The 21657-nt window shown below is 72.2% G+C and carries 20 protein-coding genes; 15 read left to right on the forward strand and 5 right to left on the reverse strand.

What is annotated here, in order from left to right:
- The first annotated feature begins 157 nt into the window (after positions 1 to 157).
- Positions 158 to 1066: a DUF2510 domain-containing protein gene (locus AMK10_RS29430; protein ID WP_073751471.1), complete on the forward strand. Its 909-nt coding sequence runs from the start codon at positions 158 to 160 to the stop codon at positions 1064 to 1066.
- Positions 1067 to 1072: 6 nt separating this feature from the next.
- Here the strand turns inward: AMK10_RS29430 and AMK10_RS29435 are convergent, their stop codons facing one another.
- The gene (locus AMK10_RS29435) at positions 1073 to 2275 is read right to left on the reverse strand and encodes an amino acid deaminase/aldolase (RefSeq protein WP_073751473.1); all 1203 of its coding nucleotides are present in this window, start codon (positions 2273 to 2275) and stop codon (positions 1073 to 1075) included.
- A gap of 447 nt (positions 2276 to 2722) precedes the next feature.
- Between AMK10_RS29435 and AMK10_RS29440 the strand changes: the two genes are divergently transcribed.
- The gene (locus AMK10_RS29440; protein WP_073752003.1) at positions 2723 to 3586 is read left to right on the forward strand and encodes a hypothetical protein; all 864 of its coding nucleotides are present in this window, start codon (positions 2723 to 2725) and stop codon (positions 3584 to 3586) included.
- Positions 3583 to 4770, forward strand: a complete 1188-nt coding sequence (gene mycP, locus AMK10_RS29445) for a type VII secretion-associated serine protease mycosin (protein ID WP_073751475.1) — start codon at positions 3583 to 3585, stop codon at positions 4768 to 4770. Before AMK10_RS29440 ends, mycP begins: the two co-directional genes overlap by 4 nt.
- Here the strand turns inward: mycP and AMK10_RS29450 are convergent.
- Complete coding sequence (locus AMK10_RS29450) at positions 4754 to 5656, reverse strand: serine hydrolase (protein ID WP_073751476.1); 903 nt, start codon at positions 5654 to 5656, stop codon at positions 4754 to 4756. The two genes, mycP and AMK10_RS29450, sit on opposite strands and share 17 nt — an antisense overlap.
- A gap of 86 nt (positions 5657 to 5742) precedes the next feature.
- Between AMK10_RS29450 and AMK10_RS29455 the strand changes: the two genes are divergently transcribed.
- On the forward strand, positions 5743 to 6471 hold the full coding sequence (locus AMK10_RS29455; protein WP_073751477.1) for an SseB family protein: 729 nt from the start codon (positions 5743 to 5745) through the stop codon (positions 6469 to 6471).
- A 68-nt stretch (positions 6472 to 6539) separates the two neighbouring features.
- On the opposite strand, the gene AMK10_RS29460 is transcribed toward AMK10_RS29455, so the two are convergent.
- The gene (locus AMK10_RS29460) at positions 6540 to 6905 is read right to left on the reverse strand and encodes a DUF1844 domain-containing protein (RefSeq protein ID WP_073751478.1); all 366 of its coding nucleotides are present in this window, start codon (positions 6903 to 6905) and stop codon (positions 6540 to 6542) included.
- A 340-nt stretch (positions 6906 to 7245) separates the two neighbouring features.
- On the opposite strand from AMK10_RS29460, the gene infC reads away from it, so the two are divergent.
- From infC to AMK10_RS29510, 10 genes are all read left to right on the forward strand, one after another.
- A complete protein-coding gene (gene infC / locus AMK10_RS29465) occupies positions 7246 to 7953 on the forward strand; it encodes a translation initiation factor IF-3 (RefSeq protein WP_073751479.1) in 708 nt (235 codons plus the stop codon).
- Positions 7954 to 8073: 120 nt separating this feature from the next.
- Positions 8074 to 8268, forward strand: a complete 195-nt coding sequence (gene rpmI, locus AMK10_RS29470; protein WP_073751480.1) for a 50S ribosomal protein L35 — start codon at positions 8074 to 8076, stop codon at positions 8266 to 8268.
- Positions 8269 to 8385: 117 nt separating this feature from the next.
- Positions 8386 to 8769 (forward strand): 50S ribosomal protein L20, encoded by a 384-nt coding sequence (gene rplT / locus AMK10_RS29475; protein WP_003970214.1) that lies wholly within the window; start codon positions 8386 to 8388, stop codon positions 8767 to 8769.
- Between the two features lie 160 nt (positions 8770 to 8929).
- Positions 8930 to 9769, forward strand: coding sequence for a TrmH family RNA methyltransferase (locus AMK10_RS29480; protein ID WP_073751481.1), 840 nt, complete (start codon positions 8930 to 8932; stop codon positions 9767 to 9769).
- A gap of 136 nt (positions 9770 to 9905) precedes the next feature.
- Positions 9906 to 11060 (forward strand): sensor histidine kinase, encoded by a 1155-nt coding sequence (locus AMK10_RS29485; protein ID WP_073752005.1) that lies wholly within the window; start codon positions 9906 to 9908, stop codon positions 11058 to 11060.
- A 114-nt stretch (positions 11061 to 11174) separates the two neighbouring features.
- On the forward strand, positions 11175 to 12302 hold the full coding sequence (gene pheS, locus AMK10_RS29490; protein WP_073751482.1) for a phenylalanine--tRNA ligase subunit alpha: 1128 nt from the start codon (positions 11175 to 11177) through the stop codon (positions 12300 to 12302).
- Positions 12302 to 14812 (forward strand): phenylalanine--tRNA ligase subunit beta, encoded by a 2511-nt coding sequence (gene pheT / locus AMK10_RS29495; RefSeq protein WP_073751483.1) that lies wholly within the window; start codon positions 12302 to 12304, stop codon positions 14810 to 14812. The genes pheS and pheT overlap by 1 nt, the downstream gene beginning before the upstream one ends.
- A 360-nt stretch (positions 14813 to 15172) precedes the next feature.
- A complete protein-coding gene (locus tag AMK10_RS29500; RefSeq protein ID WP_073751484.1) occupies positions 15173 to 16513 on the forward strand; it encodes a transcriptional regulator in 1341 nt (446 codons plus the stop codon).
- A gap of 87 nt (positions 16514 to 16600) precedes the next feature.
- Positions 16601 to 17131, forward strand: coding sequence for an NUDIX hydrolase (locus tag AMK10_RS29505; protein WP_073751485.1), 531 nt, complete (start codon positions 16601 to 16603; stop codon positions 17129 to 17131).
- Between the two features lie 482 nt (positions 17132 to 17613).
- Positions 17614 to 18474: a helix-turn-helix domain-containing protein gene (locus tag AMK10_RS29510; RefSeq protein WP_073751486.1), complete on the forward strand. Its 861-nt coding sequence runs from the start codon at positions 17614 to 17616 to the stop codon at positions 18472 to 18474.
- Between the two features lie 59 nt (positions 18475 to 18533).
- Here the strand turns inward: AMK10_RS29510 and AMK10_RS38770 are convergent, their stop codons facing one another.
- Positions 18534 to 18968 carry a DUF397 domain-containing protein gene (locus AMK10_RS38770; RefSeq protein WP_079180912.1) on the reverse strand — a complete coding sequence of 145 codons (435 nt, stop codon included), beginning with the start codon at positions 18966 to 18968 and terminating at the stop codon, positions 18534 to 18536.
- 348 nt (positions 18969 to 19316) lie between these two features.
- Positions 19317 to 20177, reverse strand: a complete 861-nt coding sequence (locus AMK10_RS29520; protein ID WP_073751490.1) for a 3-hydroxybutyryl-CoA dehydrogenase — start codon at positions 20175 to 20177, stop codon at positions 19317 to 19319.
- 196 nt (positions 20178 to 20373) lie between these two features.
- Between AMK10_RS29520 and AMK10_RS29525 the strand changes: the two genes are divergently transcribed.
- The gene (locus AMK10_RS29525) at positions 20374 to 21621 is read left to right on the forward strand and encodes a glycoside hydrolase family 10 protein (protein ID WP_073751492.1); all 1248 of its coding nucleotides are present in this window, start codon (positions 20374 to 20376) and stop codon (positions 21619 to 21621) included.
- The last annotated feature ends 36 nt before the right edge of the window (positions 21622 to 21657 follow it).

Here is a 21657-nt window from a genome sequence, read left to right on the forward strand (position 1 = left end):
CGCGACACCGCTCCAGGCGCGCCCCGCCCGCGTACGCGACACCGCTCCAGGCGCGCGCCACCCGGGTGTGCGACACCGCTACGGGGCGCGCGCCGCCGAGGACGGCGGGATCCCGGGTACGGGACACCGCCGCGGGCGCTCTCCCTACAGTGGTGCCATGAGCAACGCGACCCCGCCCGGCTGGTACCCGGACGTGAACGTGCCCGGCACCGAGCGCTGGTGGGACGGCGCGGCCTGGACGGCGCACACCCGCGCCCCCGCCGTCCCCCGGCCGCTGTCCGTGCCCCGGCCGCCCGCGGCACCCGCCCGCCGGGCCGGCCGGACCGTCGTGCTCACCGTGGCGGCTCTGGCCGTCGTCGCCGCGGCCGTCACCGGCGGTCTGATGCTCGGCGGCGACGGGGGCGCGACCCCGGAGACGGCGCCGACCGCGGCGCCGCCGCCCACCGCGACGGACAGCGCGAGCGCGCCCGCCCCGTCGCCCGCCGGGGGCCCGGAGGAGGACCCCGCGGTGCTGACCGACCAGCTCAACGGGGTCACGCTGCCCGTCCCCGACGGCTGGGAGAAGCCCGAGAGCACCCTCGACGACGTCACCACGATGCGCACCGTCGACTCCTACACCTGCCCCGGCGACTCGGGGAGTTTCTGCTACCACGGGACCGTCACGGTGCGTACGGCCGGCGGGACCGACCTCACGGTGATGAAGACCCTGGCCGAGCAGGACATCGAGAAGGCCGCGGAGCTCGCCTACGGGGAGAACCTGACCGGCGACCTCGTCCACGGCGGCATCAGGTCCCACCGGACGCTGGCGTCGAAGCCCGTGACCGTGGCCGGGCGCACCGGGCACCTGGTGCGGTGGCGGGTGACCACGGGCAAGGGCCCCGGCGGATACGTGCAGTCGCTCGTCTTCCCCTCCGCGGTGGGCAGCGAGACACCGGTCATCGTGCGCTTCGCGTTCGACGCGGACCAGGACGGGCTGCCGCTCTCCCTCATGGACACCCTCACCGGGGGCATCCGCCCGGTCGGTGACGCCACGGGCGGCGGCGTGGGCAGCACCGTGGCGCCCTGAGGGGGCCTACAGGAACGTCCGGCCCTCACCGCGATACGTCGGCACGGTCGCCGTGATCCGCTCGCCCTCGATCAGCCGCAGTTCGTCGAACCGCTCGCACAGCTCACCGGCCTTCGCGTGCCGGAACCACACCTTGTCGCCGATCAGCAGATCGTCCGCCGGGGCGCCCAGCAGCGGAGTCTGGACCTCACCGGGGCCCTCCTGCGGGTCGTAGCGCAGCCCCTCCGGCAGATACGGGACCGGCAGCCGGTCCGCGCCCGCCGCCCCCGACGCCGGATAGCCGCCGCCGAGCACCGTCACCACACCCACGCCCGGCCGGCGCACCACCGGCTGCGCGAAGAGCGCGGCCGGACGGCCCGTGAACGACGTGTAGTTGTCGAACAGCCTCGGCACGTACAGCCCGGAACCCGCCGCGATCTCGGTCACCGCGGACTCCGCCGCGGTGTGCTGCACACTGCCGGTGCCGCCCCCGTTCACGAACTCCAGGCCCGGGGCCACCGCCCGTACCGCGCGCACGACCTCCGCCCGCCGGGCCGCCAGCTCCCTGCGCGCCACCGTCTGCATCAGCCGGACCGCGCGCGAGCGCAGCGGACGGCCCGCCAGCGAGTCGCCGACACCGGCCACATGGCCCTCGTACGCCATCAGCCCCACCAGCCGGAAGCCCGGCCTGCGCTCCACCGAGCGGGCCAGCTCGGCCAGTTGGTCCGGGGAGCGGAGCGGGGAGCGCAGCGCGCCGACCCTGACCCGGCCGCCGAGCAGCCGCAGCGAGGTGTCCAGCTCCAGGCAGACCCGGATCTCCTCGGTGCCGCCGGACCGCGCCGCGTCGATCAGTTCGAGCTGCGCGGGATCGTCCACCATCACCGTGACGTTCGCCGCGAGCTTGGGATCGCCCGCCAGTTCGGCGTACGCGGCGCGGTCGGCCGACGGATAGGCCAGGAGTACGTCGTCGAAGCCGGCCCTGGCCAGCCACAGGGACTCCGCGAGGGTGAACGACATGATCCCCGCGAACCCCGGACGCGCGAGAACCCGCTCCAGCAGGGCACGGCAGCGCACCGACTTGCTCGCCACCCGGATCGGCTTCCCGCCGGCCCGGCGGACCAGATCGTCGGCGTTGGCGTCGAAGGCCTCCAGATCGACGACGGCCACCGGGGCGTCGAGATGGGCGGTGGCCCGGTCGTAACGGGTCCGGTCAGTGGCGCGGGCAGTCATGGCCGCAGCTTGCCAGACGGCCGTACCACTGGGTAGGGGGATGTTCGGCGCAGATCGTCCCGCACCTCCTCTCCCCGTCCCACGGGGCGCCGTCCACCCCGTAGAGTGAACGTCACGCGAGCGAACGACGGGCCCGTGCGACACGGTGGCCCGCGGGCGGTACGGGGACGTGGACCAGGGGGACGGATGAGTACCGAAGCGCAGCGCGCTCCAGTGCCGCCCCGCCCGGCCGGTCCGCCGCCCGTCCCCGGACAGGCCCCCGCGCCGCACGCCGAGCCGGCACCCCCCGCGCCTCCCGCCCCGCAGGCCCAGCCGGTGCGGCCCGCGCCTCCCGCGCCCGGCTCCGAGCCCACTCCGGCGGAGACCACCACCAGGCTGCGCCGCGTGCCCCCCGCGCCGCCCGTTCCCCCGGCGCCGCCCGTCACCCGGCGACGGCCCGTCGGCGCCGTGGACCTCACCCCGCGCCCCGACGCCACCCCCGCTCCGCCCGGCGCGTACTACGCCTACGCGGAGACCCCCGCCGAGACCACCACCCGGCTCCGCCCCGTCAAGGCCCGGCGCCCCGTCAGGACCGTGGCCGCCGCGGTCTGCGCGGTCCTCGGCCTCGGGCTCATCGGCGGTGCCGTCACCGGCAGCTGGCTCACCGGCGACTCCGCCGCCGAACCCGGCGAGGACGGCGCGTACACCGTCGGCCGCTCCCTCTGGCACAGCGTGCCCGTCGACACCCTTTTCCCCCGCACCCTCAAGGGCGCGGGCGCGGGACCGGGAGCCACCGACCGCGTCTGGACGAGGGTCGCCGTCGCGGGCGACAGCGGCTGCGCCGCCGGACTGGACCCGCTGCTGCTCAAGACGCTCGGCCCGGTCGGCTGCGAACGCCTGGTGCGCGCCACGTACACCGACGCCACCCGCAGCAGCGTCACCACCGTCGGCCTGGTCTTCACCGAGGCGGACACCAAGGGGATGAACGCGCTCAGCACCCGCTTCACCACCCAGAAGCTCGACGCGCGTACCGACCTGATGCCCCGTACCTACCCGGCCGACAACACCGTCGCCGCCGGGTTCGGGGCCGGGCAGCGCGCGAGCTGGACGGTGCACGTGCTGACCGAGGTCCCCGTCGTCGTCTTCGCCGTCTCCGGCTTCGCCGACGGCCGGCCGGTCGCCGACCCGCAGCCCGTCGCCGAGGCCATGGGCTCCGGCGCCACGACCGCCGTCGCCCAGGCCGGGCTCGGCCACGAGGCGAAGGGCATCGCCGACCGGGTGGAGCGATCACTGCGCAGGACCGTCACCGACCTGACGGAGAAGCCGGAATGACCCGTCCCCGCCGGCTCCGGGCGCTCGCCGCCACCACCGCGGCCACCGCCTTCGCGCTGCTGCCCGCCGTCCCCGCCCACGCGGACGCCATCCGCGACCAGCAGTGGGGCCTCGAGGCGCTCCACACCGACCAGGCCTGGCGCACCACGAAGGGCGAGGGCATCACCGTCGCCGTCCTGGACACCGGGGTCGACGACCAGCACCCCGACCTCACCGGCCAGGTGCTCCCGGGCAAGGACCTCATAGGCTTCGGCGCCGGCCGCGGCGACCGCTCCTGGGCGCTGCACGGGACGGCCATGGCCGGCATCATCGCCGGCCGGGGCAACGGCCCGGGACGCGGCGACGGGGTGCTCGGTGTCGCCCCGGAGGCGAAGATCCTGCCCGTCCGGGTGATCCTGGAGTCCAACGACCCGTCCCGCACCAAGGCCCGCGAGTCGCGCGGCACCGCCCTCGCGGACGGCATCCGCTGGGCGACGGACCACGGCGCCGACGTCATCAACCTCTCCCTGGGCGACGACAGCAAGTCCGCCCACCCGGAGCCGGGCGAGGACGCCGCCGTCCAGTACGCCCTCGGCAAGGGCGTCTCCGTCGTCGCGTCGGCCGGCAACAGCGGGGAGAAGGGCGACCGCGTCTCCTACCCCGCCGCCTACCCCGGCGTGATCGCCGCCGCGGCGGTCGACAAGTACGGCACGCATGCCTCGTTCTCCACCCGCCGCTGGTACGCCACCGTCAGTGCGCCTGGGGTCGACATCGTCGTGGCCAATCCGGACCAGCACTACTACATCGAGTGGGGCACCTCCGCGGCCTCGGCCTTCGTCTCCGGGGCCGTCGCCCTCGTACGCGCCGCCCACCCCGGCCTCTCGCCCGCGCAGATCAAGACCCTGCTCACCGACACCGCCCGCAACGCCCCCGACGGCGGTCGCGACGACGCCCGGGGCTACGGCCTGATCGACCCCGCCGCCGCCATCGAGGCCGGGGCGAAGCTGCGCCCGGAGGACCTGGGCGCCCGGTCCGCCGCGGTGGGCCACACCGAGCGGTACTTCGGCTCCGGTCCCACCCCGAAGCGGGAGGACGAGGACCCGGTGGGATGGCTGGCCCCCTCGGCGGGTGGCCTCGGAGCCGTGCTCCTCGCCCTGGCCGTGGTGCTGTGGCGCGGCCGGAACCCCGTCAGCCGGACCCGCTGACCGCACCGGTCACCCCGGCCGCGGCCCTGGCCACGGACTCCACGAGGGCGATGCCCGCCTCCTTCGTCGCGTGCCCGCGTGACAGCACCGCCACCAGCAGGGTGTGCCCGCCGCTCCGCACCCGCCCGATGCTGTTGACGTCCCACAGCCCCGTCGTGGTCCGGGGCATCCAGCCGTTCTTCAGCACCGCGCCGGTGCCCGCCGCGGACACCCCCCACCGCTGATCCGCCTCGACCTGGCCCATCAGCTCGGCCAGATACGCGCGCGAGGCCGCCGACAGCTCCGAATCCGTACCGGACACCGCCTCCAGCAGCCGCACCTGGTCGGCGGCCGTGGTCTGGGTCAGCCCCCAGGCGTGGACGGCGCGCGTCTCGGTCAGGCCCAGCCGTTCGTTGGCCTCGTCCAGTCCCTCGGCGCCGCCGATCACCTTGAGCAGCTCGGTGGCCGACGTGTTGTCGCTGCGCTCGATCATGGCCTCGGCGTACGCGTGCTCGGCCCCGCTCAGCTCCCGGTCCTCGTCCTGCGCGCGCAGCAGCAGCGCCGCGAGGATGTCCACCTTGACGATGCTCGCGGTGTCGTACGCACCGTCGCCGTAGGTCGCGTGCGCCCCGGTCTCCGTGTCCAGCACGGAGACGGACACGTCGGCGTCCCCGGCCAGGTCCGCCAGCGCGTCGGCCAGCTCCGCGTCGAGATCCACCTCTGGCTCCTCGCTCGCGCCCGCCTCGGCCGGCGGGCTCGACGGGGACGATACGGCGGCCACGGCCGAGGGCGCGTCATCCGGCGGGCGACCCACCAGCCAGGCGCCCCCCGCGGCGGAACAGGCCAGCAGCACGGCGGCGGTCACCGAGGCGGACAGCGCGGACCTGCGCGTTCTGTGACGGGGCATGGCCCGGACGCTAGGGAGCGGACCTGGCAGTCACCTGTGCCCGACCTGTCGCCCGGTTGAGAGAACACACCCACTACGCTCGTCGTGTGGAGCTCAAGAACATTCCGGACCCTGGTTTCTCCGACGACGACGGCACCGCCGCCCCCGAGCTGACGGCGGCCCTCGCGGCGTGGGCCGGGGACCGCACGGCGGTCGGCCCGGTCCTGGCGGCACTCCGCGACGCCAGGCTGCTCGTCCCGGTCGTCGCCGTCCTCGGCGAGGTCGAGGAGGACGAGAAAGGGCTGCGGCGCGAGAAGACCAGCGACATGGCCGTGCCGACGCTCCAGGCCGGTGACCGGCGCGCGCTGCCCGCCTTCACCTCCACCGCCTCGCTGGCCCTCTGGGACCCCCAGGCGCGCCCCGTCGCCGTACCCCTGCACCAGGCGCTCCAGGCAGCCGCGCACGAGAAGGCGGACACGGTGGTGCTCGACCTCGCGGGACCCGTCCCCTTCGAGCTGACCGGCCCGGCGCTGCTGGCCCTGGCCGAGAACCGCGCCAGCGCCGACCCGCTCGACGACCCCGCCGTCGTCGCCGCCGTACGGGAGGCGGTGGCCGCCGAGCCCGCCGTGCTCCGCGCCCATCTCGGCCCGGGCACGGCCGACGGCACCCTCGCGCTGGTCCTCGACCGGGACGCGGTGGTCGCCGACGCCGCCCGCCGGGTCGCCGACGCGCTGTCCGCCAGCGAGGTGCTGCGCGCCCGGCTGGTGCGCGGCATCGACCTGGCGCTCCTGCCCGCCGGCGCCGAGGCCCCGGGCGAGCCGCTGTTCAGCCGCTGACGCCCCCGAGCACACGAGCCCGCCGCCTGCGACAGGCGGCGGGCTCGTGTGCTCGGGGGCGGCGCCCTCTAGCCGTAGACGGGGCCGGTGTACTTCTCGCCGGGGCCCTGGCCGGGCTCGTCCGGTACGAGCGAGGCCTCGCGGAAGGCCAGCTGGAGCGACTTCAGGCCGTCGCGCAGCGGGGAGGCGTGGAAGGTGCTGATCTCCGTGGCGCTCGCGTCGAGCAGCCCGGCCAGCGCCGCGACCAGCTTGCGGGCCTCGTCGAGGTCCTTGTGCTGCTCGCCCTCCTCGGTCAGCCCGAGCTTCACGGCCGCCGCGCTCATCAGGTTGACGGCGACGGTCACGATCACCTCGACCGCGGGAACCTCCGCGATGTCGCGGGCCATGTCGTCGAAGCCGGGGTTCTCGGTGCTGGGAGTGGTCGCGTCGCTCATGCCCCACACGATAAGGCCACGTGGGCGCTGTCCCGCCCGCGGGAGCGGTGCGGGGCAGTGGTTAGCCGTCGCCCCCGGGAGCTGCTAACCTTGTGTAACGACCGGCCGGACACCTATGTGCTCGGCCCACAAGTGGAGGCTCCGATCTCCCACCTGACCGTCCTCACGGACGGCGGGTCACCGGTCAGGTGGCAGCCATCGTTCCGTACGGACGATGGGGCCGCCCGATGCGCCCCGCGGTAGACGCGGCGGTGTTCCGGTAGTTCCTGGAGCCCCGCCTGTGTCCCGTCCGGGGCATTTTTGGTATCCCGGCTCGGTTGGTCTTACGAAAAGACGTTACGTGGCTGTCCGCCAGGCGGTCGCGTGGTGCTACCGAGGAGGATCCATCAGCGCCGAGCCCCGCATCAACGACCGGATTCGCGTTCCCGAGGTGCGACTTGTCGGTCCCAGCGGCGAGCAGGTCGGGATTGTTCCGCTTGCCAAGGCCCTGGAGCTCGCACAGGAGTACGACCTCGACCTGGTCGAGGTGGCGGCGACAGCCCGTCCCCCCGTGTGCAAGCTCATGGACTACGGGAAGTTCAAGTACGAGTCGGCCATGAAGGCCCGTGAGGCGCGCAAGAACCAGGCGCACACGGTCATCAAGGAAATGAAGCTCCGGCCGAAGATCGACCCGCACGACTACGACACCAAGAAGGGTCACGTCGTCCGGTTCCTCAAGCAGGGGGACAAGGTCAAGATCACGATCATGTTCCGCGGTCGTGAGCAGTCCCGCCCCGAGCTGGGCTTCCGACTGCTCCAGCGTCTCGCTTCGGATGTCGAGGACCTCGGCTTCATCGAGTCCAACCCGAAGCAGGACGGCCGGAACATGATCATGGTTCTGGGCCCGCACAAGAAGAAGACCGAAGCCATGGCCGAAGCCCGCGAGGCCCAGGCCGCCCGCAAGGCGGAGCGTCAGGGATACACCCCCGACGCCGAGTCCGAGGGTGAGACCGCTGAGGCCCCGGCCGCAGCGGGCGAGGCTCCGGCCGAGACACCTTCCGAGGCGTGACCTCCGGGGGCCGCCACCCAGGCGCCCCCGGGTCCCTCGGGAACCACCCAAAGATCTGACGCCCCTGCAGTCCGGTGCCCGCACCGAGAGGGGCGCCACTGACGAGGAGATAACGGCGCGATGCCGAAGAACAAGACGCACAGCGGTGCCAGCAAGCGCTTCAAGATCACCGGCTCCGGCAAGGTGCTTCGCGAGAAGGCCGGCAAGCGCCACTACCTCGAGCACAAGTCGTCCAAGAAGACCCGCTCGCTGACCGGCACGGTCGTCGTGGCTCCGGCCGACGCCAAGAAGATCAAGAAGCTTCTCGGCAAGTGAGGTCCGGCCTCCGGTGAACCCGGGGGCGCGCGATCTCGATCCGACCGGGACCAATTCGTTTCCGGGCCGGGGTGAGTCCCTACTGCGACCACCCGGCCCCGCTGCAAGGAGTTAAAAGTGGCACGCGTCAAGCGGGCGGTCAACGCCCACAAGAAGCGCCGGGCGATCCTCGAGGCCGCCAGCGGTTACCGCGGTCAGCGTTCGCGCCTGTACCGCAAGGCCAAGGAGCAGGTCACCCACTCCCTGGTCTACAACTACAACGACCGCAAGAAGCGCAAGGGCGACTTCCGTCAGCTGTGGATCCAGCGCATCAACGCCGCTGCCCGCCAGAACGGCATGACGTACAACCGCCTCATCCAGGGTCTGAAGGCCGCCAACATCGAGGTGGACCGCAAGATCCTGGCCGAGCTCGCGGTCAACGACGCCAACGCGTTCGCCGCCCTCGTCGAGGTCGCCCAGAAGGCCCTCCCGAGCGACGTCAACGCCCCGAAGGCCGCCTGACCCAGGCAGCACTTCAAGCGTCCCAGCGTTTGAGCCGGACCCGCAGGCGCGCGCCGTCTGCGGGTCCGGTGCGTTGCACGACGTCCGCGTACGTAGTCAGCCGTACGCAGAGAAACGTACGCAGAGAAGCCGACTTACGCAGAGAGGCTCGCCGCCGACCATGGGCACCCCCGAACTGATCTCCGCGCGATCGCCGCGCGTCGCCGCCGCACGCCGGCTGGCCAGGCGCAATTTCCGCGGCAAGGAGCGCAGGTTCATCGCCGAGGGGCCGCAGGCCGTGCGGGAGGCCGCCGCGCACCGGGGCGGCGACGGCCAGCCCACCCTGATCGAGCTCTTCGCCACCGTCGAGGCCGCCGACCGGTACGCCGACATCGTCGACGCCGCCCACGCGGCCGGGGCCCGCGTGCACCTCGCGGACAGCGAGGTCCTCGCCGACGTCTCGCAGACCGTCACCCCTCAGGGCCTGATCGGCGTCTGCCGCTTCCTGGACTCGCCCTTCGAGGACATCCTCGCGGCGAAGCCCACCCTGGTCGCGGTCCTCGCCCACGTACGTGACCCCGGGAACGCCGGCACCGTGCTGCGCTGCGCGGACGCCGCGGGAGCGGACGCGGTCGTCCTCACCGACGCCTCCGTGGATCTCTACAACCCCAAGTCGGTACGCGCCTCCGTGGGTTCGCTCTTCCATCTGCCGGTGGCCGTCGGCGTGCCCGTGGAGCAGGCCGTACAGGGCCTGAGGGACGCCGGGGTGCGCATCCTGGCGGCCGACGGCGCGGGCGAGGACGACCTCGACGACGAACTCGACGCGGGCACCATGGGCGGGCCCACCGCCTGGGTGTTCGGCAACGAGGCGTGGGGCCTGCCGGAGGAGACGCGCGCCCTGGCCGACGCCGTGGTCCGGGTCCCGATCCACGGCAAGGCCGAGAGCCTGAACCTCGCCACCGCCGCCGCCGTGTGCCTCTACGCCTCCGCGCGGGCGCAGCGCCCCCGGCGCGAGGGCTGACCCCGCGGCCCACCGGCCGTTACGCGCCACACCCCGCCCGACGCCCGCCCCGAGGGTGTCGCACGGCCGCCGACGCCTAGTAGGGTGACGAACTCGGGGGCCCACTGCACCGGTTCGAGAGGTGGGGTACGGGAAGATGGCTGTCGGCATGAGCAGGCCGCGAGCGGCACGCACGGCCGCTGTGCGCGCCCTCTCCGACGGGGCGGGCGAGAGTCAGGCCACCGGGGACCTCCCCATGGGCATCGACCCGGACGATCTGCCCGACGGCCTCGTCGTCGCCGACGAGAGCGGCACGGTCATCTGCTTCAACAGGGCCGCCACCCGGATCACCGCCACCCCCCGCACCGCCGCGATCGGCAGCCCACTGCACCAGGCGCTGCCGCTGGAGGACCTCAAGGGGCGGCGCTGGTGGGAGCTGACCGACCCGTACGGCGGCCTCGCCACCCGGGTCGGCCAGCCGGAGCGGAACCTGCTGCTCCCCGGCGGCCGCGAGGTCCTGGTCTCCGCGCGCTACGTGCGGGAGACCCCGACCGGGCCCCTGCGCCGGCTCGTCGTCTCGCTGCGCGGCACCGAGGCCCGCAGACGCACCGAACTCAGCCATGCCGAGCTGATCGCCACCGTCGCCCACGAGCTGCGCTCCCCGCTGACCTCGGTCAAGGGCTTCACCGCCACCCTGCTGGCCAAGTGGGAGCGGTTCACCGACGACCAGAAGCGGCTGATGCTGGAGACCGTCGACGCCGACGCCAACCGCGTCACCCGGCTCATCGCCGAACTGCTCGACATCTCCCGCATCGACTCCGGCCGGCTGGAGCTGCGCCGCCAGCCCGTGGACATCTCCGCCGCCGTCGAACGCCACGTCCAGGCACTCACGGCGAACGGCCAGGCGCCGGACCGTTTCCTCGTGCACACCAGGCAGCCGCTGCCCGCGCTCTGGGCGGACCCGGACAAGGTCGACCAGGTCCTCGGCAACCTCCTGGAAAACGCGGTGCGCCACGGCGAGGGAACCGTCACTATTGAGATCGCCCCTGCACCCGCACCGGCGAAGAGCGACGAGAGCGGAACGGCTGTCACCGTGAGCGACGAAGGCCCCGGCATCCCAGAGGAGTCGATGGGCCGCGTCTTCACCCGCTTCTGGCGGGGCAGCAAACGTGGCGGGACCGGCCTCGGTCTGTACATCGTCAAGGGCATCGTCGAGGCCCACGGCGGCACCATCACCGTCGAGAGGGCGCCCGGCGGCGGGGCCGAATTCCGATTTATCCTGCCCGTGAGCGCGCCGGCCTATCTGGCCTGAGCGGCCCACGGGCTTCTTCGCCCCCCGGCGGCCCGTAGACTCGACTTTTGGCACCTTTGCGTCCTCAGTCGTCGAACCAGGGTCGCCTCCAGCCAATCGGAAGCACGGGAAGAGATGTCGGCACCGAACAAGTCGTACGACCCAGTCGAGGTCGAGGCACTGAAACCGGAAGAGATCGAGCGCATGCGGGACGAGGCGTTCGCCGCCTTCGCCGCCGCGGGCGACCTCGACGCGCTCGCCCAGGCGAAGACCGCGCACACCGGTGGCACCTCGCCCCTCTCGCTCGCCAACCGGGAGATCGGCGCACTGCCGCCCCAGGCCAAGGCCGAGGCGGGCAAGCGCGTGGGCCAGGCCCGCGGCGCCGTCTCCAAGGCGCTGGCCGCCCGCCAGGCCGAGCTGGAGGCCGAGCGTGACGCCCGCGTGCTGGTCGAGGAGGCGGTGGACGTCACACTGCCCTACGACCGCGTCCCGGCCGGTGCGCGCCACCCCCTGACGACCATCATGGAGCGCGTCGCCGACGTCTTCGTCGCCATGGGCTACGAGATCGCCGAGGGCCCCGAGGTCGAGGCGGAGTGGTTCAACTTCGACGCCCTGAACTTCGTGCCCGACCACCCGGCGCGGCAGATGCAGGACACCTTCTTCGTCCAGGGCGCCGACGGTGCGAAGAGCGACGAGTCCGGTGTCGTGCTGCGCACGCACACCTCGCCGGTCCAGGCCCGCTCGCTGCTCAGCCGCAAGCCCCCCGTCTACGTGGTCTGCCCCGGCCGGGTCTACCGCACCGACGAGCTCGACGCCACGCACACCCCGGTCTTCCACCAGATCGAGCTGCTCGCCGTCGACGAGGGCCTCACCATGGCCGACCTCAAGGGCACCCTGGACCACATGGTCCAGGCGCTCTTCGGCCCGGACATGAAGACCCGGCTCCGGCCGAACTTCTTCCCGTTCACCGAGCCGTCCGCCGAGATGGACATGGTCTGCTACGTCTGCCGCGGCGAGTCCGTCGGCAACCCGGACCGCCCCTGCCGCACCTGCGGCAGCGAGGGCTGGATCGAGCTCGGCGGCTGCGGGATGGTCAACCCGAAGGTGCTCGTCGCCTGCGGTGTGGACCCCGACAAGTACAGCGGATTCGCCTTCGGGTTCGGCATCGAGCGGATGCTCATGTTCCGCCACAACGTAGAGGACATGCGAGACATGGTCGAGGGTGACGTCCGGTTCACCCGGCCGTTCGGGATGGAGATCTGATGCGCGTCCCGCTTTCCTGGCTGCGGGAATACGTCGACCTGCCGGTGACGGAGACCGGCCGTGACGTACAGGCCAAGCTCGTCTCCGTGGGCCTCGAGGTCGAGACCGTCGAGCAGACCGGAGCCGGCCTCAAGGGCCCCCTGGTCGTCGGACAGGTGCTCACCATCGAGGAGCTGGAGGGCTTCAAGAAGCCCATCCGCTTCTGCACCGTCGACGTCGGCTCCGCCAACGGCACCGGTGAGCCGCAGGAGATCGTCTGCGGCGCCCGCAACTTCGCCGTCGGCGACAAGGTCGTCGTGGTCCTCCCGGGCGCCGTCCTGCCCGGCGACTTCGCGATCGCCGCGCGCAAGACGTACGGCAAGACCTCGCACGGCATGATCTGCTCCACCGACGAGCTCGGCATGGGCGACGACGGCACGCACGGCATCATCGTGCTGCCGCCGGAGTACGAGCCCGGCACCGACGCGATCGAGCTCCTGGAGCTCGTCGACGAGGTGCTCGACATCGCCGTCACGCCGGACCGCGGCTACTGCCTCTCGATGCGCGGCGTCGCCCGCGAGACCGCCATCGCGTACGGGCTGCCGCTGCGCGACCCGGCGCTGCTGGACGTGCCCGCGCCCAACGCGTACGGCTACCCGGTGAAGGTGTCCGACCCGATCGGGTGCGGCAACTTCACCGCCCGCACGGTCACCGGCCTGCGGCCCGAGGCGCGCTCCCCGATCTGGATGCAGCGCAGGCTGCAGAAGGCCGGGATGCGCACCGTCTCGCTCGCCGTGGACATCACGAACTACGTGATGCTGGAGCTCGGCCAGCCGCTGCACGCCTACGACCGCTCCCGCGTCGAGGGCGCGATCGGCGTGCGCCGTGCCGAGCAGGGCGAGAAGCTCACCACGCTCGACGGCGTGAAGCGCGTCCTGGACGCCCAGGACCTGGTCATCACCGACGACCGCGGGCCGATCGGCCTCGCGGGCGTCATGGGCGGCGCCGACACCGAGATCGCCGACCACGCCGAGGAGGCCGGGACGACCGAGGTCGTCATCGAGGCCGCGCACTTCGACGCGATCGCGATCGCCCGGACCGCGCGCCGCCACAAGCTGAGCTCGGAGGCGTCCAAGCGCTTCGAGCGCGGCGTCGACCCGCAGGCCGCATCCGCTGCCGCGCAGCGCACCGTCGACCTGCTGGTCCTCCTCGCGGGCGGTACCGCCGAGGCCGGGGTCACGGAGATCACCGCCCCGTCCGCACCCCGCAGCATCGCGATGCCCGCGAACCACCCCGACCGGGTGGCGGGTGTGGAGTACGGCCGTGAGACCGTCGTACGCCGCCTCCAGCAGGTCGGCTGCGACGTCTACGGGCAGGACGAGCTGATCGTCACGGTGCCGTCCTGGCGCCCCGACCTCGCCGAGCCGAACGACCTGGCCGAAGAGGTCATCCGGCTGGAGGGCTACGAGAACCTCCCCTCCACGCTGCCGACCCCGCCGTCCGGCCGCGGGCTCACCGACCGCCAGCGGCTGCACCGCCGCGTCGGCCGGGCGCTCGCGGGCGCCGGTTACGTCGAGGCGCTCAGCTACCCGTTCATCGGCGACGCCGTCCTCGACCAGCTCGGCCTGGAGAAGGACGACGCCCGCCGCCGTACGGTCGCCCTCGTCAACCCGCTCTCCGACGAGGAGCCCGCGCTGCGCACCACGCTGCTGCCGGGCCTCCTCGGCGCGCTGCGGCGCAACGACGGCCGGGGCAGCCACGACCTGGCGCTCTTCGAGACCGGCCTCGTCTTCAGGCCGACCGGCGAGGAGACCAAGGCCGTCCGGCTGCCCGTCGACCGCCGTCCCACCGACGAGGAGATCGCCGGTCTGGACGCGGCGCTGCCGCGCCAGCCGCGCCGCGCCGCCGTCGTCCTCGCGGGCGCCCGCGAGCAGGCCGGCTGGTGGGGCAAGGGGCGTCCCGCGACCTGGGCGGACGCCGTCGAGGCGGCCCGCACGATCGCCGGTGAGGCGGGCGTCGAGCTGACCGTCCGCGCCGACCGGCACGCCCCGTGGCACCCCGGCCGCTGTGCCGCGCTGTACGTCACGGTCGACGGCGAGGAGACCCTCTTCGGACACGCGGGCGAACTGCACCCGCGCGTCGTCAAGGAGCTCCACCTGCCCGAGCGGACCTGCGCCATGGAGGTCGAACTCGACGTCCTGGAGCGGGCCGTGGACGGTGCGCTCCAGGCGCCCCGGATCTCCACCTTCCCGGTGGCGACCCAGGACGTCGCGCTCGTCGTCGCCTCGGACGTGCCCGCCGACGCCGTGGAGGAGGCGCTGCGCGAGGGCGCGGGCGACCTCCTCGAGTCGCTGCGGCTGTTCGACGTCTTCACCGGTGAGCAGATCGGCGAGGGCCGGAAGTCCCTGGCGTACGCGCTGCGGTTCCGTGCCCCGGACCGGACGCTGACCGTCGAGGAGGCCTCCGCGGCCCGTGACACGGCGGTGGCCCTGGCCACCGAGCGCACCGGCGCGGTGCTGCGCGGAGCGTAGCCGTCACCGAGCGGTGAGAAGGGGCGTATCCGGCCACCGGATACGCCCCTTCTGTTCTCGCCGGACGGCCCGGGGACCGCACACGGCCCGTCTGTCATCGGGGCAGTGGGCCGCGCGGTCCGGCGCCGTCCGCCCTGCCACGGAGTGTCGGGCAGGCCGGCAGAACGAACGGCGCGGGGGCGGGTCGTCGAGCTGTTACGAGGGGGAGCCGACGACCCGGCCGCCTCTTGCGAGGGACTTATTCAACCGAGCGGTGCCCCGGTGCGGCAGAGTGCACAGCAGGATGGTTCGGGCATTCCGTTCACACCCCGTGTGAATCGTGCTCCACTAGGCTCATTGCGACGCGCACATGGGGGGGCAATGGAGCCCAACGTCCTGCTCGAATCCCTGATCGACGAGGCGGGCGTGTCCCGCGCGGGGCTCGCCGGTCATGTCAACCAGGCCGGCCGTGGCCGCGGGCTCCGCCTGCGCTACGAGCACACGGCGGTCGCCCGCTGGCTCAAGGGCCAGCGCCCGCGCGGGCAGGTGCCCGACCTGATCTGCGAAGTCCTCGCGGCCCGGCTGGACCGTCCGGTCACGCTCGACGACATCGGCATGGGGATCGCGGGGGCGGACACCGCGCAGGGCGACACGGGGCTCTCCGGCTTCGTCGAGCACGCGACCGCCCTGTGGCGCTCCGACGACCAGCAGCGCCCGCATCTGGCCACCGCGCCCGCCGTCACGGGCACGCGTGCGGTGATGCCGGTCTGGGAGTGGGAGAACCCTCCCGAGGACGCCGATGTCTCCCGCCCCGGCCCCTGCCGGGTGAGCATGGCGGACATAGCGATGCTCCGCGCCGCCCGCGCCCACTACGAGCAGATGTACCGGAAGGCCGGCGGCATCGCGACCAGGTCGCGCATCGTCGGATTCCTGAACGCCGAGACCGCGCCGCTGCTGCGGGGCGGGTACAGCGACGCCACGGGCCGCAGCCTCCATCGCGCGACCGCCGGTCTGGTGGCCGTCGCCGGAATCTGCGCCTACGACTCCGACGCCCATGGACTCGCCCAGCGCTATTTCCACCAGGCCCTGCGTCTGGCCAAGGCCAGCGGCGACCGAGGGCTCGGCGGCTATGTGATCGCGCTGCTGGTCAACCAGTCGCTCCACCTGGCCGACTTCCGCAGGTCGGTCGCCTTCGCCGAGGCGGCCCTGCGGGCGGCGGGCCCGCACATCACCCCGGCGCTGGCCACCGACCTCCACGCGATGCAGGCCAAGGCCTACGCGCAGCTCGGGGACCACCGCGGCGCCCTTGAGTCGATCCACCGCGCCGAGGCCGAGGCCGCCCGCATCCGCGCCGTCCACGAACCCGACGAGACCGGATACGTCCAGCCGGGCCTCGTCAACGTCCAGGTGGCGGAGGCGCTGCTGAGCCTCGGGGACCTCGCCGGGGCCCGGGAGCACGCCGCGGCGGCCGTACGCTCCCCGGCGCACGATCGCGGCACGGTGCACCGGCTCGCCATGCTCACGCATCTCCAACTGCTCCAGGGAGACGCCGACAAGGCGGCCCGCACCGCCTCGGAGATGGCGGAACGCACCCGGGGCATGGAGTCCCAGCGGCTCCGCGACCGGCTGCGCTCGGTCCGGGAGCACCTGGCCGCGAGCGGCTCCGCCGAGGCGGAGGCCGCCGCCGGACTCATCGACGGGGCGCTGCGCGTGCCCCTGTGAGCCTCGGCACGGGAGCCGCACCGCGTTCCCCTGCGGGGCGGACCCTGCTCCGATGTTGCCATCGACCAGTCGGAAGGTGGCAGAACTGTGCAGTGGACGAACTTAAACGAACAGACCGTGTACGAGAATCGCTGGTTCCGGGTCAATCTGGCGGATGTCGTACTCCCTGACGGAAGGCACCTGGACCACTTCCTCATCAGGCTCCGGGCGGTCGCCGCGGCGACGGTGGTCAACGAGGCCAACGAGGTCCTGCTCCTGTGGCGGCACCGCTTCATCACCGACAGCTGGGGCTGGGAACTCGCCGCCGGCGTCGTCGAGGACGGCGAGGACATCGCCGTGGCGGCGGCGCGCGAGATGGAGGAGGAGACGGGGTGGCGGCCCGAGGGACTGCGTCCGCTGATGACCGTCGAGCCGGCCAACGGCCTGATCGACGCCCGGCACCACTTCTACTGGTGCCATGAGGCGGAGTACACCGGGCACCCGGCGGACGACTTCGAGTCCTCGCGCCGCGCGTGGGTCCCGCTCAAGCTGGTGCCGGACATGATCGCGCGGGGTGAGATACCGGCGGCCAACATGGCGGCGGCCCTGCTGATGCTCCATCACATGCGACTGGACTGACGGCTCCTGCCCGTGCGGTACGCGGTCCTGCCGGTCCGGGGGGCCTGGAGCGCCTGCCGCGCGGGCGGAGGGGGGCGCCGCGGCCCGCGTGCCCCTGCGCCGGGGCGGGCCGGAGGGAGTCGCGTGACCCGAGTGGGTGAAGTCGTTGCAGGGCCCCCCGGGCTGCAGCAGCTCACGAGTGACGGCTGACGGATCGAAGAAGTCACCTCCGGCACAGCAGTCCCCGTCGCCTCTGACGTACCGTCAAAAATCTTTCTTCGAACGTGGACTCGGCAGGTTGCCAGGTAGCAGAATGAGAGGCGACGAGAAGGTGGTCGGCCATCTGGTGGCAACCTGAACGCCAGAGTCACACTGATGGGTGCCTTCTTGCTCAACCACGAGTTGCGAGGCGACTGATTGGCCTAGGCTTCCGATTTTCGGGACGGATCTGCCGGTGTTCCGGCGGGCCGTCGGTCGGACGTGGGTCAACGGAAGGCGAAGAAGTGGCGGCAGAGGAACAGCGGCAGGACCCGGTATACCAGGGCCACCGTCTGAGGAAGCGTCTGAGGGCGGCGAGGGAGGCTGCAGGCTTCACGCACGTGGATGTGGCGGAGAGGCTGGAGTGGTCACCCTCCAAGATCAACCGCATCGAGACGGGCAAGGTGGGCCTCTCCATCACGGACGCCCGCGTGCTGCTGGAGCTCTACCGGATCACCGGTGAGGACGAGGTCCAGGAGATCACCGCCCTCGCCCGCGCGGCCCGCCGTCCACCGTGGTGGGCGCCCTACCGTCACGCCGCGCCGCCGGAGTTCATGCGCCACCTGAGCTACGAGTCCTCGGCGAGCCGGATCTCCGCCTTCCAGTGCACCGTCATTCCCGGACTCCTGCAGACGGAGGAGTACGCCAAGGTCGTGCTGCAGGGGTCGACCGACCCGGAGCAGCAGCTCGAACTCCGCCTGCAGCGGCAGGAGCGCCTGGTGCACTCGGAGGGGCCCCGCCTCAACTTCATCCTCGACGAGGCCGCGGTCCGGAGGGTGATCGGTGGCGAGCGCACGATGAAGCAGCAGATGGAGAAACTGCTGGCGGTGCAGGAACTGGAGAACGTCCAGATCAAGGTCGTCCCCTTCGCGGCCGGGATGTACCCGCAGTTCCGCGCCCCCTATGTCCTTTTCGAATTCGAGGACGAGGACGAGGACCTGATCGCCTACCTGGAGAAGCCGGACGGCCAGGTCTTCTTCAGTGAGCGGTCCTCGTATTCGGGTATGGGGAATGACCCGTCGGACTATCTGGACGCGTTCTGGACCGTGAGCAGGACCGTCGCCGAGGACCTCACGCCGGAATTCCTGTTCGGCAACGTGGCTTAGGGGGAGGCGTGCGGGATGGGTGAGATACGAAAGCCGTCGACAGGGCTCCCGGCCCGGCGTCACGCATTCTCGTCGATGGCCGACGACTCCTTGACGAAGCTCACGAAGGCATGCCAGCTCCCTTGCGACAGGGAAAGAACGGCGTGTTCGGGACAGCTCGAATTCCTCACCCAGACCTTTTCGGAAAGGGCAACCTCGACGCAGTCCGCCCCATTCGCGCACGAGGAACTCCTACGCCACCGTAAGGTCGATATCTCCATACTGCCGCGACCCCCGCCTTCTGCAGCACACAGAAAACCGCAAACTCGTCCAAGCCGAGTATGCGGCAGGTCATTGTGCATGCCAAGAGCGTCGCACGCGCAGAGGAATCCCGATAAAGCACTGGAAATCGGGACAAAATGTGGCCATGGGTGAGAGTTGTCCGAAAAGCGTGGCACTGTCTTGAACCCAATGGCACAGCAAAAGGGGAGCTCCGTGGCCTTGCCGGCAAGCATCCGGCCGCGGACTCCCCTGAGCGAAGCAACCCCTGATGAGGTCAGGAAAGGAAGCTCCAGCCATGCAGTTTAGCGGCTTACCCCAGGACGGACACCCCGCAGGCACGAAACGGAAGGTGCGCACCAGGACACGGTGGGTGCGCATGGCGGGTGTCCACGCACTCCGCGGCGCCGCCTCGGCGTTCGGTGCGGGGGCCGTGTCCCTGGTCCTCTGGTGGATCCAGAGCCGGTGATCCGAGCACCCGTCGCCGCTGCCGTCCCGCATCCGCGTGGCGGCAGCGGCCCCGGACGTGAGCGGCGCGCCGGGTGCCGGGCCGGGCTCCCGGCCCGGCACCCACGGACGGCCCGTCAGTCGTACGGGTAGAAGCCCGAGCCCGTCTTGCGGCCGAGGCGGCCCGCGTCGACCATGCGCTGGAGCAGCGGGGGAGCGGCGTACAGGGGCTCCTTGTACTCGGCGTACATCGAGTCGGCGACCGAGGCCACGGTGTCCAGGCCGATCAGGTCGGCGAGCTTCAGCGGGCCCATCGGATGGGCGCAGCCCATCTCCATGCCGTTGTCGATGTCCTCGCGGCTGGCGATGCCCGACTCGAACATCCGGATCGCCGAGAGGAGGTACGGGATCAGCAGGGCGTTGACGACGAAGCCGGACCGGTCCTGGGCGCGGATCGCGTGCTTGTCGAGCACGTCGTGCACGACGGCTTCGGCACGCTTTATGGTCTCGTCGGACGTCGTCAGCGCGGGAATCAGTTCGACGAGCCGCTGCACCGGGGCCGGGTTGAAGAAGTGGATGCCGATGACCTGGTCCGGCCGGGAGGTCGCCACGGCGAGCTTCACCAGCGGGATGGACGAGGTGTTCGAGGCGAGGATCGCGTCCGGCCGGGTCACCACCTGGTCGAGCACCTGGAAGATCTCGGTCTTGACCTGCTCGTTCTCCACGACGGCCTCGATCACGAGATCGCGGTCGGCGAACTCCCCGAGGTCGGTGGTGAAGCTGAGGCGCGCGAGGGTCTCGTCGCGCTCCTCCTCGGTGATCTTGCCGCGCTCGGCCGCCTTCGAGAGCGAGTTGTGCAGCCGGGTACGCCCTATCTCCAGGGCCTCGCCGGTGGTCTCCGCCACCTTGACCTCGAGGCCGCTGCGGGCGCACACCTCCGCGATGCCTGCGCCCATCTGGCCACAGCCGACCACTCCGACGCGTGCAATGTCGGCCATAGAGTCCGTCACCTCGTGCCTTTCGCTGATCTTCGTGCGGCAGTCCCGTTTGATTCCGGTGCCCGCCTCGACCCCACGACGTTACTCCGCGATCCGGCTCCGGTGAGCTGCGGGTCGCGCGGGCCGGGGGCGGGCATGATCTGCGTCACGCAATGGCGGAGTGACACACGGGAACAGCGGAACGAGAGGTGGGCACATGCGTCGTATGGGCCGAAGGTCATTCGTGGTGGGCGCGGCCGGGACGGTCGCCGCGCTGATGACGGCGGGCGACGCCGTCGCGGCGCACCGGCACCCTCGCAGGCGCCGCAGGGCCGGGGCGGGGGAGATGCGCGGCATGTGGATCGCCACCGTCGCCAACATCGACTGGCCGTCCGCGCCCGGCCTGAGCGCCGCCGTCCAGCGGGCCGAGCTGATCGCCCATCTGGACCGCGCGGTGGAGCTGCGGCTGAACGCCGTCGTCCTCCAGGTCCGGCCGACCGCGGACGCCCTGTGGCCGTCGCCGTACGAGCCGTGGGCCCAGTGCCTCACCGGAGTCCAGGGCAAGGACCCGGGGTGGGACCCGCTGGGGACGGCGGTGAGCGAGGCGCACGCCCGCGGTCTGGAGCTGCACGCGTGGTTCAACCCGTACCGGATCGCCAACCACACGGACCCCTCGCGTCTCGTCGCCTCCCACCCTGCACGGGTGCACCCGGACTGGGTCCTGCCCTACGGCGGGAAGCTCTACTACAACCCCGGGCTGCCCGAGGTCAGGTCCTTCGTGCAGGACGCCATGCTCGACGCGGTGAGCCGTTACGCGATCGACGCGGTGCACTGGGACGACTACTTCTACCCCTACCCGGTGGCCGGACAGGTCTTCGCCGACGACGAGGCGTACGCGATGTACGGCGGGGACTTCCCCGACCGGGCCGCCTGGCGCCGCGACAACACGGACCAGCTGGTGCGGGAGACCGCCGAGCGCATCAAGGAGGTCAGGAGCGGGGTCAGGTTCGGCATCAGCCCCTTCGGGGTGTGGCGCAACGCCTCGACCGATCCGCTGGGCTCGGCGACCTCGGCGGGCGTGCAGACGTACGACGACCTCTACGCCGACACCCGGAAATGGGTGAAGGAGGGCTGGATCGACTACATCTGCCCGCAGATCTACTGGAACATCGGGCTCCCCGCCGCCGACTACGCGAAGCTGCTGCCCTGGTGGGCCGAGACGGTCCGGGGCACGGGCGTCGGGCTCTACGTGGGGGAGGCGCTGTACAAGGCGGGCGACCCCGCCCAGCCGGCCGCCTGGCAGGACCCGGCCGAACTCTCGCGGCACCTCGACTTCGCCGCCGGGTACCCCGAGGTGGGCGGCCACATCTACTTCTCCGCGAAGCACGTGAAGGCCGACCCCGTCGGGGCCATGGCCCGAGTGGTGGCCGACCACTACCAGGTGCGGGCCCGCGCCCCCCGCTGAGCCGGGCCGCCGCGCCTGATCCGCGCGTGCGCCGGG

Source organism: Streptomyces sp. CB02058 (assembly GCF_001905505.1).
Lineage (GTDB): Bacteria > Actinomycetota > Actinomycetes > Streptomycetales > Streptomycetaceae > Streptomyces.